11 protein-coding genes are annotated in these 14,288 nt (G+C 68.9%); 5 read left to right on the plus strand and 6 right to left on the minus strand.

Annotation, left to right across the window (positions count from 1 at the left end):
- The first annotated feature begins 46 nt into the window (after positions 1 to 46).
- Entirely contained in the window at positions 47 to 1,087 is a 1,041-nt protein-coding gene (locus AB8619_RS05930; RefSeq protein ID WP_436795540.1) for an LLM class F420-dependent oxidoreductase, read from the plus strand.
- Position 1,088: 1 nt separating this feature from the next.
- Entirely contained in the window at positions 1,089 to 1,772 is a 684-nt protein-coding gene (locus tag AB8619_RS05935; RefSeq protein WP_436795541.1) for an alpha/beta hydrolase, read from the plus strand.
- Between the two features lie 13 nt (positions 1,773 to 1,785).
- Here AB8619_RS05935 and AB8619_RS05940 read toward each other — a convergent pair whose 3' ends face one another.
- On the minus strand, positions 1,786 to 3,231 hold the full coding sequence (locus AB8619_RS05940) for an MFS transporter (RefSeq protein ID WP_436795542.1): 1,446 nt from the start codon (positions 3,229 to 3,231) through the stop codon (positions 1,786 to 1,788).
- Here AB8619_RS05940 and AB8619_RS05945 point away from each other — a divergent pair.
- Positions 3,154 to 4,047, plus strand: coding sequence for an alpha/beta fold hydrolase (locus AB8619_RS05945; RefSeq protein ID WP_436795543.1), 894 nt, complete (start codon positions 3,154 to 3,156; stop codon positions 4,045 to 4,047). The genes AB8619_RS05940 and AB8619_RS05945 overlap by 78 nt on opposite strands.
- A 1-nt stretch (position 4,048) precedes the next feature.
- Here AB8619_RS05945 and pgi read toward each other — a convergent pair whose 3' ends face one another.
- The 5 genes from pgi to AB8619_RS05970 are packed head-to-tail and all read right to left on the minus strand — an operon-like array spanning position 4,049 to position 11,265.
- The gene (gene pgi / locus AB8619_RS05950) at positions 4,049 to 5,674 is read right to left on the minus strand and encodes a glucose-6-phosphate isomerase (protein ID WP_436795544.1); all 1,626 of its coding nucleotides are present in this window, start codon (positions 5,672 to 5,674) and stop codon (positions 4,049 to 4,051) included.
- A 10-nt stretch (positions 5,675 to 5,684) separates the two neighbouring features.
- Positions 5,685 to 7,472, minus strand: coding sequence for an ABC transporter ATP-binding protein (locus tag AB8619_RS05955; protein ID WP_436795545.1), 1,788 nt, complete (start codon positions 7,470 to 7,472; stop codon positions 5,685 to 5,687).
- Positions 7,469 to 9,262, minus strand: a complete 1,794-nt coding sequence (locus AB8619_RS05960) for an ABC transporter ATP-binding protein (protein ID WP_436795546.1) — start codon at positions 9,260 to 9,262, stop codon at positions 7,469 to 7,471. The genes AB8619_RS05955 and AB8619_RS05960 overlap by 4 nt, the downstream gene beginning before the upstream one ends.
- 25 nt (positions 9,263 to 9,287) lie before the next feature.
- On the minus strand, positions 9,288 to 10,316 hold the full coding sequence (locus AB8619_RS05965) for a Gfo/Idh/MocA family protein (RefSeq protein ID WP_436795547.1): 1,029 nt from the start codon (positions 10,314 to 10,316) through the stop codon (positions 9,288 to 9,290).
- 10 nt (positions 10,317 to 10,326) lie between these two features.
- Entirely contained in the window at positions 10,327 to 11,265 is a 939-nt protein-coding gene (locus AB8619_RS05970) for a TIGR03621 family F420-dependent LLM class oxidoreductase (protein WP_436795548.1), read from the minus strand.
- Positions 11,266 to 11,375: 110 nt separating this feature from the next.
- Here AB8619_RS05970 and AB8619_RS05975 point away from each other — a divergent pair, with 110 nt between their 5' ends.
- Positions 11,376 to 13,574 (plus strand): transglycosylase domain-containing protein, encoded by a 2,199-nt coding sequence (locus tag AB8619_RS05975; RefSeq protein WP_436795549.1) that lies wholly within the window; start codon positions 11,376 to 11,378, stop codon positions 13,572 to 13,574.
- A complete protein-coding gene (locus AB8619_RS05980; protein WP_436795550.1) occupies positions 13,571 to 14,287 on the plus strand; it encodes a zinc ribbon domain-containing protein in 717 nt (238 codons plus the stop codon). Before AB8619_RS05975 ends, AB8619_RS05980 begins: the two co-directional genes overlap by 4 nt.
- Position 14,288 lies beyond the last annotated feature (1 nt).

A 14,288-nucleotide genomic window follows, 5' to 3' on the forward strand; every position in this document is an offset into this window, starting at 1 on the left:
CGGTCCGGACCGGATCGTGGCCCGCCGAGGTGCTAGCAAGGAGGGCATGAAGCTCTCCATGACACTGAACTACTCGGGCGATCCGGTCGCCGCCGCCGCCACGGCCGCCGACTACGAGCGCGCCGGCGTCGACATGATCTGGGTGGCGGAGCTGTACAGCTTCGACGCCGTCAGCATCCTGGGCTACCTCGCAGCCAAGACCGAGCGCATGGAGCTGGCGTCGGGCATCTTCCCCATCTACTCCCGGACGCCCGCCCTCACCGCGTCGACCGCCGCGGGCCTCGACGCCGTCAGCGGTGGACGGTTCGTGCTCGGCCTCGGGGCCTCGGGCCCGCAGGTGATCGAGGGCTGGCACGGCGTGAAGTACGACAAGCCGCTGACGCGGACCCGTGAGCTCATCGACATCTGCCGGATCGTCTGGAAGCGCGAGCGCCTGAGCTACGAGGGGAGCGCCTACACGCTGCCACTGCCCGAATCCGAGGGCAGCGGGCTGGGCAAGCCGCTCAAGCTGATCAACCACCCGGTCCGCGAAGACATCCCGGTCTGGATCGCGAGCCTCGGCCACAAGAACGTCGCCATGACCGCTGAGGTCGCGAACGGTTGGCTCCCCGTGTTCTTCCATCCCGACAAGGCACGTGACGTGTGGGGTGACGATCTCGACGCCGGCATGGCGAAGCGGGACGACTCGCTCGGCCCGTTGCAGATCGCAGCCGGCGGCACCGTGGCGATCACCGACGACAAGTCGGTCGCCGAGGGCATCCGCGAGTTCTCCCGACCGATGACCGCGCTGTACGTCGGCGGCATGGGTGCCAAGGGCAAGAACTTCTACAACAACATCTTCCAGCGCTACGGCTACGAGGAGGAGGCGGCCAAGATCCAGGACCTCTACCTCGAGGGCAAGAAGGACGAAGCCGCGGCGCTCGTGCCCGACGACTTCCTCGACTCGACCGCGATGGTCGGCGACGAGGGTTGGGTCAAGGAGCGCATCGAGGCGTACCGCGCCGCGGGTGTGACCCACCTCCAGATCACGCCGGTCGGCGACAAGCCGCTCGAGATCATCGAGAAGGTCAAAGCCTGGGCGGAGTGAGATGAGCGACCCCGAGGCGCCGCAGGGCCCCTACGAGCGGCTCGGAGTCCTGGCCAAGCAGTCGGTCGAGATCGGTGACGGTCTCGTGCACCACGAGCTGTTCACCATGCAGGGTCTGCTGACGATCCTGTGGCACGGTCCGCCCGATGCCGATCGTGCCGTGGTCGCCGTCGGTGGAGCGATGGGCGGTCTACTCGGGCCCGCCGACGGCCTCTATCACGATCTCGGCGTTCGGTTCGCGGACGAGGGCATCGCCACGCTGCGGGTCTCGTACCGCGCGCCCAACGACCTCAACCGGTGCGTCCACGACGCGCTGGCCGCCGCCGACGTGGCCGCCCGCCAAGGAGCGCGACGGTTCGTCACCATGGGTCATTCGTTCGGGGGAGCGGTGGCGGTGCAGCTCGGCATGGCGATCGGCGACTTCGCCGCCGGTGTCGTCACGCTCGCCACCCAGTCGGCCGGCTGCGAGGACGCCGAGGGTCTCGGCGAGACCCCGTTGCTGCTCTTCCACGGCGACCGAGACGAGATCCTGCCGCCGTTCGCGAGCGAGGTCGTGCACCAACTCGCCGGCGGTCACGGCGAGCTCGTGGTGCTCCCCGGCGAGGGCCACCTGCTCGCGGGCGCAGGCGACATCCTCCGTGAGCGGCTCACGACCTGGATCCCGGAGCGACTCGCGACGACCTGACCGAGCCGGGGTCTCAGCGGCGCTGCGGGTCGACGAGGACCTGCTTCAGCGATCGCGCACTCACGGCGCCGCCGACGACATAACAGGCTGCGGCGAAGACGAACGGGGCGCGATCGCCGACCGCGTCGGCGAGGACACCGCCGAGCAGCGCTCCGACGGTGGCTGCGCCCCAGACCATGGTGCGCATCGCTCCCTGTGCGCGCCCCAGGAGGCGCGACGGGACGCTGCGCTGGCGGGCCGTGATCACGACGATCCGACCGACCACGACGGCGCCGAAGGACGTCGCGAAACCCAAGGCGACTGCGGGGACCCACGCGATCGTCATGACGAGGAACGAGAGGATCGACACGACGATCGCGGCGATCAACGTGGTGTAGGACCCGTGCCGGCGGATGGCGGGCTGCGCGATCCTCGACCCGGCGATGCCGCCGACCGACCCGACGGCGAGGAAGATCCCGTACGCCGCGGGGGCGACGCCGAGACGATCGGTCACGTAGAGCACGATGGGAGCGATTGCTGCGAGGTTGCCGACCTGGAGGATGACCACGAGCAACCCGGTGGATCGCAACACCCGGTTGGTCCAGGCGGTCGTGATGCCTTCGGCGAGGTCCTCGCGCCACGATCGGGTCTCGATGGCATCGGGACGCTCGGTCGACCCGTCGATCGAGCGGACCATCGCCGCCGACGACGCGAACGAGACCGCGTCGAGCGCGAACGGGACGGCCGAGGCGGTCGCGTAGAGCAGACCCCCGACCGGTGGGCCGATGAGGTCGTTCGCCACCAGTTCAGCGGTCTCGAGTTCGCTGTTGGCGCGCTCGAGTTCCTCGTCGTCCACCAGGTCGGGAACGAGCGCCGGTGCGGCCGAGTCGGCCAGCGCCTCACCGCAGCCGAGGAGGAACGCGCCGGCAGCGAGGAGCGTCACGGTCATCTCGTCGGCGAAGAGCATCGCCGCGAGGGCCGCGCCGACCACCGCGCGGAAAAGATGTGCCCGGACGATGAGCGGTACGCGGTCGTTCCGGTCGGCCATCGTGCCGGCGACCACGCCGAACAAGGTGAAGGGCAAGGTCCCTGCGGCAGCGATGATCGTGACCGTCGAGGCCGACGTGGTGAGGCTCGCCGCGATCAGCGGGAGCGCAGCGTTGCGGACACCGTCGCCGGTGTTCGACACCCATGCGGACCCGAGCAGGCGGCGAAATGACCGGGGCAACCTCGGTCGGATGCGCAGATGTGCCCCCATCAGGCCCCGATCTTCGCGCAGATGTCGCCGACCTCGGTCGATGTGCATCGGTGTGACGCATTCGTCCCCCTGTCGGTTTGCGACGACTGTCAGCCGCGGGAGAAACTCGGAACCAGCCCGCGAAGATCCACCCGGAGGAACGCAATGCCCACCGTGAACGTCGCCGGCCAAGAGGTGCACGTTGTCGATCGCGGCAGCGGTGATCCCGTCCTGTTCCTCCATGCCTTTCCGTTCAATGCGGCGATGTGGGAGTACCAGTACGCAGACCTCGAGGCCGATCACCGAGTAGTGGGCATCGACCTGCCCGGTTTCGGATCCAGTCCCGCACCCGCCGACCCCAAGGCGGCGACGATGGGTGGCTGGGCGGAGATCGTCGCCGGCGTCATCACCGAACTCGGTCTCGAGCGGCCCACCGTGGTCGCGGCGTCGATGGGCGGCTACCTCACCTTCGAACTGATTCGTCGTCACGGCGACCTCCTCGGCCCGCTCGTGCTCGTCGCGACACGTTCCAAGTCCGACGACGTCGACACCTGGGAGAAGCGGACCGAGCAGCAGAACGCGCTCGCCGGTGGCGAGGACATCGCCACCCTCGCGAAGGGCATGGTCGACAACCTGTTGTCGCAGGCGTCGCTCGATCGCCCGGAGTTGGCCGACTACGTGCTGGCCCTCATGCAGCACAACCTGCCCGAGGGTTGGATCGCTGCGCTCGAGGCCATGAAGAACCGTCCCGACGCCATGAGCGCGCTGCGCGGTCTGGCGAACCCGACGCTGGTCGTCGCCGGTGTGCTCGATCGTGTGACGCCTCTGGCCGAGTCGAACCTGATCTCGAGCCTGGTGACCGATGGCGAACTCGTCATCATCAAGGACAGCTCGCACCTGCCGAACATCGAGAACCCGCAGGCCTTCAACGAGGCCGTCCGGGCATTCCTCGCCAAGAACGCCGAGGCTGCAGCAGCACCCGTCGAGGAGGCCGAGCCGGCCGTCGACGCCGAGGCTGACGCCGCCGAGGCCGACGCTCCCGACGACTCCGCGGCGTAGTTCAGCCGCGGAGGTCGCGGTAGCGGCGCAGCAGCGCCGTGGTGCTCGAGTCGTGATCGCCGTCGCGCCCCTCGGCGATCTCGTCGGCGATGGTCGTCGCGAGTGCCTTGCCGAGCTCGACGCCCCACTGGTCGAAGCTGTTGATCCCCCACAGGAAGCCCTGCGCGGCGACCTTGTGCTCGTAGAGCGCGATCAGTTGTCCCAGCACCGAGGGCGTGAGCCGCGGCGCGAAGATCGTCGTGGTCGGGACGTTGCCCGGGAACGTGCGATGGGGGACGAGGGCGGCGTCGACGCCTGACGCAGCGACCTCCTCGGCCGTGCGTCCGAAGGCGAGCGCCTCGGACTGCGCCAACAGGTTGGCGGTCAGGAGATCCTGGTGGTCGGGAGCGCCGGGCGAGTCGTCCGTCGGATGCGCGAAGCCGATCAGGTCGCAGGGCACCAGCGTGGTTCCCTGGTGGAGCAGTTGGTAGAAGGCGTGCTGACCGTTGGTCCCGGGCTCGCCCCACACGATCGAGCCGGTGTCGTGGTCGACGATGTGGCCGTCGAGGGTGACCCGTTTGCCGTTGGACTCCATCTCGAGTTGCTGGAGGTAGGCGGGGAATCGAGCGAGGACGTCGCTGTAGGGGAGCACCGCCTGCGTCTGTGCTCCGAAGAAGTTGCGATACCAGAGGTTGAGCAGCGCCATCGTCACCGGGACACTGCCGAGCGGGTCGTTCGCCACGTGCTGATCGATCTGGTGGAACCCGTCGAGGAACTCGCCGAACGCCTGCGGGCCGATGCCGAGCATCAGCGACAGCCCGATCGCCGAGTCGACCGAGTACCGCCCGCCGACCCAGTCCCAGAACCCGAACATGTTGGCGGGGTCGATGCCGAAGCCGGCCACGGCATCGGCGTTGGTCGACAACGCCACGAAGTGGGCGGCGACGTCGGCGTCGTCGCCGAGTTCGTCGAGCAGCCATCGTTTGGCGTGTTCGGCGTTCTTCAACGTCTCGAGCGTGGTGAAGGACTTCGACGCGACGATGAACAGCGTCGTCGCAGGGTGCACGGCATCGAGCGCATGGGCGAGGTCGTCGCCGTCGACGTTGGAGACGAAGTGGAGGTCGAGGTCACTGCGGACCCAGGTGCGGAGGGCGGTCGCCGCCATCGCCGGGCCGAGATCGGAGCCGCCGATGCCGATGTTGACGATCGAGCGGATCGGTTCGCCCGTCGATCCCACCCAGGCGCCACTGCGGACCCGGTCGGCGAACGCCGTCATGCGATCGAGCACGTCGTGCACCTCGGCCACGACATCGACGCCGTCGACGACGAGCGAGTCGCCACGGGGTCGGCGAAGCGCGGTGTGCAACGCCGGTCGACCTTCGGTGGTGTTGACGTGGGCGCCCTCGAAGAGCGCAGCGAAACGACCGGCGAGGTCGCGTTCCTCGGCCAGGTCCCGGAGCAGCGTCAGAGTCTGATCGGTGACCCGATGCTTGGCGACGTCGACGTAGAGGTCGCCGGCCGAGGCCGTGAGCCGTGAACCGCGTTCCGGATCGTCGGCGAAGAGCTCCCGGAGGTGCCGGTCGGCGAGGTCGCGGTGATGCGCTGCGAGCGCGTGCCACGCAGAGCTGTCGGTCAGGGGAAGCGCCACGGCGCTGACCCTAGAGCGGTGCGGGATCGCCGTCGCGCGTTGCGCCCATCCAGGACCGGTGCAGGCCGGCGTAGACGCCTCCGGCTCCGACGAGCTCGGCGTGGGAGCCCTGCTCGACCAGACGGCCGGCATCGAAGACCAGGACGAGATCGGCCAGTTCGGCCGTCGACAACCGGTGGGCGATGCTCACGACCGTCCGACCCGACGAGAGTCGGTCGAGGGCGATGGCCAGCGCCTGCTCGGTCTCGGGATCGATGGCGCTGGTGGCCTCGTCGAGCACCAACACGCCGGGTTCCGCCAGCTGTGCGCGTGCGAGTGCGACGAGCTGCCGCTCGCCGACCGAGAGGTTGCCGCCCCGTTCGCCGACCTCGGTCTCGAGGCCGTCGGGGAGTCCGTTGAGCCACGAGCGGAGCCCGAGTCGTTCGAACGCCGCTCGGGCATCTGCGGCGGTGGCGCCGTCGCGACCCAGTCGGACGTTCGAGCCGACCGAGCCCTCGAACAGGAAGCCGTCCTGGGGGACCATCCGGATCGATCGGTGGCGCTCGGCCGCTCCGATCTCGCGGAGGTCGACGCCTCCGACCCGCACGACGCCGTCGGTCGGGTCGGCCAGCCGGCACAGCAGCTTCGCGAACGTGGTCTTGCCCGACCCGGTCTCGCCGACGACGGCGACGCTGGTGCCCGCCGGGATGTCGAGGTCGACACCGCGCAGGACGGGAGGTCCGGTCCGGTAGGCGAACTCGACGCCGCGGACGGAGATCCCGAGCGGACCGTCGGGCACCGCCAGCCCGGGATCAGGATCGATCACGTCGACCGGCATCGCCAGTACGCCGAGGATCTTGCGCCACCCGGCGATCGCGGTCTGGGTCTGGTCGAACACCTCCGAGAGTTCCGACACCGGCGACAGCACGAGGTTGACCAGGAAGAGGAAGGCGACGAGTTCGCCCGGCGTCACCCCGAGCGCGTCGCCGTGGATGGCACCCACGCCGGCGACCACGGCGAGCGCCAGGGAACCGAAGATGTCGCCGAGCGGGAACAACAGCGAGAAGTACATCCCCGCCTTGAGGTGCGCCCGGTACTGGTTGCGGATGGCACCTCGCAGACGGGCCCGTGTGCGCTGCTCGAGGCCATACGCCCGCACGACGGATGCCCCGGTCACCGCCTCGGAGACCTCGGCCAGGCTGGTCCCGACGGTGGTGCGGACCTGGTCGTAGGCCGCCAGCTGCCGCCGCTGGAGCAGTCGCATGACCGGGATCAGCGGGATGAAGACCGCGATCACCATCAGCGCGAGCTGCCACGAGTAGATGGTCATCGCCAGGATCGTTCCCACGATGATCGAGGAGTTCACGATCCAGCTGACCGCCCCCCACTGGGTGAACTGCGCCAGCGTCTCGACGTCGGACGTGACCCGAGCGACCATCTCGCCGCTGCGCGACTCGCTGTGGTCGGCGATCGAGAGCCGGTGGATGTGCTCGAAGGTGCGGACGCGGAGGCCGTAGAGGCTGTTCTCGGCGGCCGAGATGAGGCGGAGGTAGGTGGCCCGGCTCAACCAGAACAACCCGATGACGATCAGCACGGCGACGGCGCATGCCGGGTAGACGAATCCCGGGCGGAACCCGTCGTCGCCGATGACGCCCCGGTCGAGGATCTGCTGGATCAGGATCGGCACGGCCAACCGGCCGCCACCGCTGCCGACTGCCATGCCGATGGTGGCGACGATGCCGATCTTGAGTTCGGGCGTCGCCGCGATCCCACGTTTGAGGACGGCGATCGCCCCGTCGAGTTCCTCGGGTTCGCTCACGAGATCTCGTCCTGTTCGTAGGCCCGGACCAGCGCGGCGTACGACTCGTTGGTGGCGAGCAGCTCCGGATGCGCCCCGTCGGCGACGACTCGGCCGTCGTCGACGAAGATCACCCGGTCCGCGAGACGGATGGTCGCGACCCGATGGGCGACCACGATCGTGGTCGTGTCGAGTTCGGATCGCAGCCCGTCGAGGATCCGCTGTTCGACGACCGGGTCGATGGCCGACGTCGCGTCGTCGAGGAGCAGCAGGCGGGGGTGGCGGATCATGGCGCGGGCGAGCGCCACCCGCTGGCGTTGCCCACCGGAGAGCGTCACCCCACGTTCGCCGACGACCGTGTCGAGGCCTTCGGCGAGTTCGTGGATGAAGTCGGTCTGCGCGATGTCCATGGCCCACGCGAGGGCGTCGGGGCCGATGTCGCTGCCCATCGTCAGGTTCTCTCGCACCGTGTCGGCGAAGAGGAACGTCTCCTGGAACACGAGCGAGACGGCATCGCGCAGGTCGGTGGGGTCGACGTTCCGGAGCGGCACGCCACCCAGGCGGATCTCGCCCGACGTCGGTCGAGCGAGCCCTGCCAGGAGCGTGCACAGGGTCGACTTCCCCGATCCCGTCGACCCGACCACGGCCACGATCTCTCCCGGGGCGACGTCGAAGGCGACGTCGTGGAGCACCCGCTCGGGGCCATAGGCGAAGGAGATGCCCTCGACGGTGAGGGCCAAGGGGCCATCGGGAAGTCGGCGACGCGAGGCGGCGTCGGCGACGAGCACGGCGTCGTCGGCATGGTCGGTGTCGAGGACGTCGACGATGCGGTCACGCGACACGACGGACCGGGGGAGTTCCTCCAGGAGGAATCCCACGACGCGCATCGGGAAGGCGAGGATCCCGAAGAGGGTCATGGCCTGCACCAGATCGCCGGTGGTGATGGCGCCGGAGTCGACACGGGAGGCGCCCACGGCCAGGAGTGCGATGGTGCCGAGGACGGGCAGCGTGTCGAGTCCGGGTTCGAATGCCGCTCGGAGTCGCCCGATCACGAGGCGCTCGCGGCGCAGATCGTCCGAAGCGACCCGGAGTCGTTCGGATTCCTGCTGCTCGAGACCGAGGAGCTTGACGACCAGTGCGCCCTCGAAGCTCTCGTGGGCGACCGAGCTGACCGCGCCGACGTGAGCCTGCGCCCTCGCCGACGGTCCTTCGACCCGAGTCGTGTAGAGGCGGTTCATCACGATGAGCGTCGGGAACAGCATCAGGCCGATGGCCAGGAGGAGAGGGTCGAGCACGGCGAGGTTGATCGACGCGAAGACGAGGAGCACCAGTGCGCCGAGCGACAGTGGCAGCGGCTGCATGACGAACGACGACCGCTCGGCGTCGTTGTCGGCGTGGGCGAGGAGCTTGCCGGTCGGCTGAGTGTGGAAGAACCGCAGCGGCTGGTCGAGGTAGTGGTCCGACAGCCGGTCGAACCACTCCATCTGCATCCGCCGGGTCGCCATGATGCCGAAGTAGCGGCGGGCGATCACGCCGCCCGCCCGTGCCGTCGACATCGCGATGATGACGGCGCCGGCGAGGATCGCGGCCCGGGTCGTCGGCGTCTCGGTCTGCCCGACGATCAGGTCGTCGACCACTCGGCCGAGCACGATCGCGCCGGCGACCGAGGCCCCCGAGAACACGAGCGATCCGGTGAGTGCGCCCGCGAACGGCCACGGGTTGGTGCGGATCATCTCGACCAGCAACGTGACGCCGCGTCGGAGCACGGTCCGCCCTTCGGGCGCGTCGAGGTCGGTGGTCGGCGATGTCACTGCGCCACGCTAGGCCGCGATGCGCTCAGTCCTGCGGGTCCCAGAGCTCGATCGGGGTCTTGTCCCGTGGCCCGGTGTAGGGGAGCGGGATCTCGATGCTGCTCCTCGCCGCGGACATCGAGGCGGCGCACACGATCTCGAGCAGGTCACGCCCGAGGTAGACGTCGCTGATCGCGGACGACCGCCCGACCTTCGCCGAGGCCTCGGCGTCGCGGAGCTGCTCGACGTAGCCGAACTGATCCAACTGCGGGGGGTACTCGACGTCGACGGGCGGAGGCGGGAGTTCGATCGGCTCGCCACCCCGCTCGAGCGACAGCTCGGGCAGCAGTTCGAGGACGACGACACCGGATTCGGACGCGGCCTGGAGGTCCCAGATGGTGTCGGACTCCCGCCACGACACCTCGACCTGGGCCACGAGGCCGTTGTCGAACCGTAACTGGACCGAGGCCCGGTCCTCGACCTCGATGTCGTCGCTGCGTTCGAACGCCGCCGACACGGCGACCGGGCGGGCGGAGCGAGCGGCCCGCAGGACCAGCGCCAGCGGATGGACACCCAAGTCGAACAGGACACCACCGCCCCAACTCCGTTCGGTGAACGACCCCCAGGTCGGCCGGGGCTGCATCGCCCTGGCCGACAGATGGGTCAGGGTCCCGAGTGTCGCGATCTCGCTCAACGCACGCGATGGCGCTTCTGCGAAGAGGAGGTTCTCGGCGTAGGTGAGCATGCCCCCGGCCTCGACGACGCGCACCAGGCGGTCGGCGTCGTCGAGGGTGGCGCAGAGGGGCTTCTCGACAACCGTGGCCGCTCCCGCCGCCATCGCTCGCAGCGCGTCGACGGCGTGACGACGGGGTGGCGTGGCCACGATCACGATGTCGGCTCCGGCCGGGAGTTGGTCGTAGGGGACGACCACGCCGCCGACCTCCACGGCACGCGCGTCGGCCGTCTGCCGTGTGCGCGAGGCCACGGCGACGACGCGACTGTCGCGTTGTGCGGCGATCGCGAGGCCGTGCACGGCGCTGATCCATCCGGCTCCGGCGAGGGCGTAGTCGGCCATGGTGATCCCCTCAGGTGCCGGCGAGGCGGGCGACGATCGGCGCTGCGGCCTCCATGGCATCGGCCTGGATCACGAGGTAGCTGACGTCCCAGCGATCGCGTCGTACCTGCAGCGTCTCGACGATCTCGTCCTCGGTGCCGATCCATGCGAGCGGGTAGTCGGCGACGAGGCTGGGGTCGAGGCCGAACATCGGCGCCATCATCTCGGCAACGCCCTGCTTGTCGTCGGTGATCACGACGGCGAACACCAACATGTTGAGCTCGAGGTCGGCATACCGGTCGCCGGCGGCCTCCTTCACCCAATCGATCTTCTGGTCGGTGAGTTCGGGTGCGCCGTTCTGTGCGGTCTCGGTGTCGACCGCCCCGCTCGCGATCTTGGGGTTGATCCCGACGATGTCGGCCTCTCGCGCAGCCAGCGACAGGACCCGCTTCCCGCCGCCACCGATGAGCACCGGGGGATACGGGGTCTGGATCGGCTTGGGCATGCCGACCATGCCGGTCAACTCGTAGTGCTCGCCCTGGAAGGTGACCGGGTCGGGACCGAACAGCCCCTTGCAGATGGTCAACGACTCGGCGAGGCGGTCGATCCGGACGCCGGCTCGGTCGTGCGGGATCCCGGACTGCTCGTAGTCGGTGTTCATCCAGCCGGCGCCGATGCCGAACTCGAAGCGACCGCCGGAGAGGAGATCGAGGGTGGCGACCTCCTTGGCGAGGACCACCGGGTGCTTGTAGTCGTTGGCGAAGACGAGCGTGCCGATCTTCAGGTCGGTCGTGGCGTCGGCGGCCGCCATGAGCGCGGGCACCGGCGCGAGTTGCTCGCCGAAATGGTCCGGCATGAACACACTCGAATAGCCGAGCTCCTCGGCCCGTCGGGCGAGGGTCGCCCATTCATCGGCGGAGGTCGCGGTGCTGATCTGCACCCCGAAACGGAATCGGCGGTCATGGGCCATGGCTGTCTCCTCGTGTCGGCGAGCGGTGCGCCCGGATCGTCGAACCTAGGCGACGTCGGCCTGCGTGGTGACCGGCCACGGAGCGATGTCGCCGGTACGCTTTCGCCATCGTGTTCCGACTCGCGCGCGCCCTCCCGCGCCTCCTGCTGCTCCTCGCGCTCGGCTCCGTCATCGTGACGACGGCCGGTCTCGCGCTCGCGCCGCAGTTCGCCAAGCTCACCACGGCCTCGCACGGAGTGGCGGGCGACGTCCTGCTCGACGACCTCTCGATCCGGTCGTACGTCTATGCGAGCGACGGCACCCTCCTCACCACGCTCCAGGAGGAGGAGAACCGGGCGCCGGTGTCGATCGACGATCTGCCCGACCACCTCATCGACGCGGTCCTCGCCGCCGAGGACGCCGACTTCTTCGTCCACAAGGGCGTCAACGTCCGGGCGACGGTCCGGGCACTGCTCTCCAACGTCGAGTCCGGCCAGATCGAACAGGGTGGTTCGACGATCACCCAGCAGTTGGTAAAGCAGAGCCTGCTGACGTCGGAACAGGACTTCGACCGCAAGACGCGCGAGGCGTTCCTGGCCGTGCGCCTCGAGAAGCAGATGTCGAAGCGGCAGATCCTCGAGCGCTATCTCAACACGATCTACCTGGGCAATCACAGCTATGGCGTCCAGGCTGCCGCCGAGACCTACTTCGGCGTGGCTGCGCACGAACTCGACCTCGCGCAGGCCGCCCTCCTCGCCGGCATGATCCGCGACCCGATCGACTACGACCCGCTCCTCTATCCCGACGTCGCCCGCGAGCGCCGCCGGATCGCGCTGCGTCGGATGGTCGAGGAGGGTGCGATCACCGAGGACGAGGCGACCTATGCCAACGCCTCGCCCCTGCCCTCGGTCGCGGTCGAGTACATCCCGCCGCCGGACGACTACTTCGTCGAGGAGGTCAAGCAGGCGTTGCTGGCCGACGAGCGGCTCGGGGAGACGAAGAGCGAGCGCTACGACGCGGTGTTCCGCGGTGGGCTCGAGATCCACACGACACTCGACCTCGGTGCGCAGTTCCTCGCCGAGCTGGCGCGCAACGAGGTCCTGGCACCATTCGCCCTCGAGGGACAGCCGGCGTTGTTCATCGCCGGCAAGCACAAGGCCAACACGCCCTTGGCCGGCCAGGAGGCACTGGGCACGGTGGCGATGGCATCGGTCGAGTCGACGACCGGAGCCGTGCGTGCCCTCGTCGGCGGCCCTGGCTTCGGTGATGACTACAAGTTCAACCTGGCGACGCAGGGCTACCGCCAACCGGGTTCGGCCTTCAAGACCTTCGTCCTGCTCGAGCTCCTCGAGCAGGGGTACTCCCCGTCCGACCGCATCTCCGGCGCAGGCCCGTGTCGATTCAAGATCCCCGGCGTTGAGGACATCTACGAGGTCAACAACTTCGGCAAGTCGCGTGGGTTCACCGGCACGATCACCTCGATGACGACGAACTCGTCGAACTGCGGCTACGTGCGGCTGGGCCAGATCGCCGGCATCGACAACGTCGTCGAGTTGGCCGGCGACCTCGGGTTGAAGACCCGCAGCTCGGCGAACGAGATCGTGGACCTGAGCCCCTCGATCTTCTCCACTCCGCTGGGGACGCAGGGCGTGACGCCGATCGGGATGGCCGCTGCCTACGCTGCGATCGCGAACGACGGCTACTACAACCCGCCGTACTTCGTGGAACGGGTGATCGACCGTCGGGGCGAGACGGTGTTCGATCACGTCGACGAAGGATTCCGGGCGTTCTCGATCGAGACGGCGCAGCTCGCCGCCGACATCCTCAAGGACAACGTCACCGGCGGTACTGGGACCGCTGCGCGGGTCTCAGGCCACGACGTCGGCGGCAAGACCGGCACGGCGCAGGACTTCTCCAACGGCTGGTTCGTGGGCTTCAGCAAGCACCTGTCGACAGCGGTCTGGATGGGGGCGATCGACGGCAACGTGCCGATGACCTCGGTCGGTGGACGCAGCGTCACCGGCGGCTCGTATCCGGCGCGGATCTTCGGGGCGTTCATGAACCCGTTCCACGAGGCGCTCGAGAACATTCGGTTCGCCGACCCGCCGCGACGGCAGTCCACGGGCAAGCTCCTCGAGGTCGACGACGACGTCGACCTGACCCCCGCGCCACGCCCCACGCCACGCCGAACGACTCCCACGACGGGGCCCGCTTCCACGCCGACCACGGAGGGAGACGAGGTGACACCCACGACTGGGGCAGACTCCACGACACCCCCGACGACGTCGGGCGGCACACCCCCGCCGACATCCGGAGACTTCAATACATGACCACGCAGTGGGAACAGTTGCTCGCCGTCCAGGCACTCGACACCACGATCCAGCAACTCGATCACCGGCACGACCAGATCCCCGAGCGGGCCGAGCTCGCGGCGCTCGACGAGCAGCTCGCGACGCTCCGCAAGCGCATCGAGGATGCCGAGGCCGCGAAAGCCGATCTCGTGAAGGCGCAGAAGCGTCTCGAGGTCGACATCGCCGACATCGAGGCCAAGATCGAGCACGACAACGAGCAGCTGTACGCGGGAGGCTCCGACCCGAGCGTCCTCCAGTCACTGCAGCACGAGATCGAGACCCGCAAGGGGCAGATCTCGAAGCTCGAGGACGAAGAGCTCGAGCTCATGGAGCAGGTCGAACCCATCGACGAGCAGCTCGCTTCACTTGCCCAACAGCGGGCTTCCGTCGACGAGCAGGCCGCGCAGGCGACCGCAGCGTTGGCGACGGTCGAGACTGAGATCGAAGCGGAGCGAGCGGTGGCCGTGGCCGACCGCGCCGCGCTGATCACGGACATCGATCCCGATGCGTTGGCGCGCTATGAGACGGCCCGCAGCCGCATGGGCGGCATCGCCGTGGCGCGGCTCGAGGGTGGCGTCTGCGGGGCCTGCCACATGAAGCTGTCGGCAGTCGAACACGATCGCATCCAGCACCTCGACCCCGATGCCGAGATCGAGTGTGAGGACTGCGGGCGTTTCCTCGTCCGCTCCTGAC

Origin of the sequence: Actinospongiicola halichondriae (assembly GCF_049103745.1) — a bacterium.
In the GTDB taxonomy this organism is placed as follows: Bacteria; Actinomycetota; Acidimicrobiia; order Acidimicrobiales; family Salinilacustritrichaceae; genus Salinilacustrithrix; species Salinilacustrithrix halichondriae.

Coding starts and splice junctions, on each gene's coding strand:
- AB8619_RS05945 (WP_436795543.1), top strand. CDS start 3,154: ATGCCCACCGTGAACGTCGCCGGCCAAGAGGTGCACGTTGTCGATCGC.
- AB8619_RS05970 (WP_436795548.1), bottom strand. CDS start 11,265: ATGGCCCATGACCGCCGATTCCGTTTCGGGGTGCAGATCAGCACCGCG.
- AB8619_RS05965 (WP_436795547.1), bottom strand. CDS start 10,316: ATGGCCGACTACGCCCTCGCCGGAGCCGGATGGATCAGCGCCGTGCAC.
- AB8619_RS05940 (WP_436795542.1), bottom strand. CDS start 3,231: ATGGAGGAACAGGACGGGATCACCGCTGCCGCGATCGACAACGTGCAC.
- AB8619_RS05980 (WP_436795550.1), top strand. CDS start 13,571: ATGACCACGCAGTGGGAACAGTTGCTCGCCGTCCAGGCACTCGACACC.
- AB8619_RS05930 (WP_436795540.1), top strand. CDS start 47: ATGAAGCTCTCCATGACACTGAACTACTCGGGCGATCCGGTCGCCGCC.
- AB8619_RS05935 (WP_436795541.1), top strand. CDS start 1,089: ATGAGCGACCCCGAGGCGCCGCAGGGCCCCTACGAGCGGCTCGGAGTC.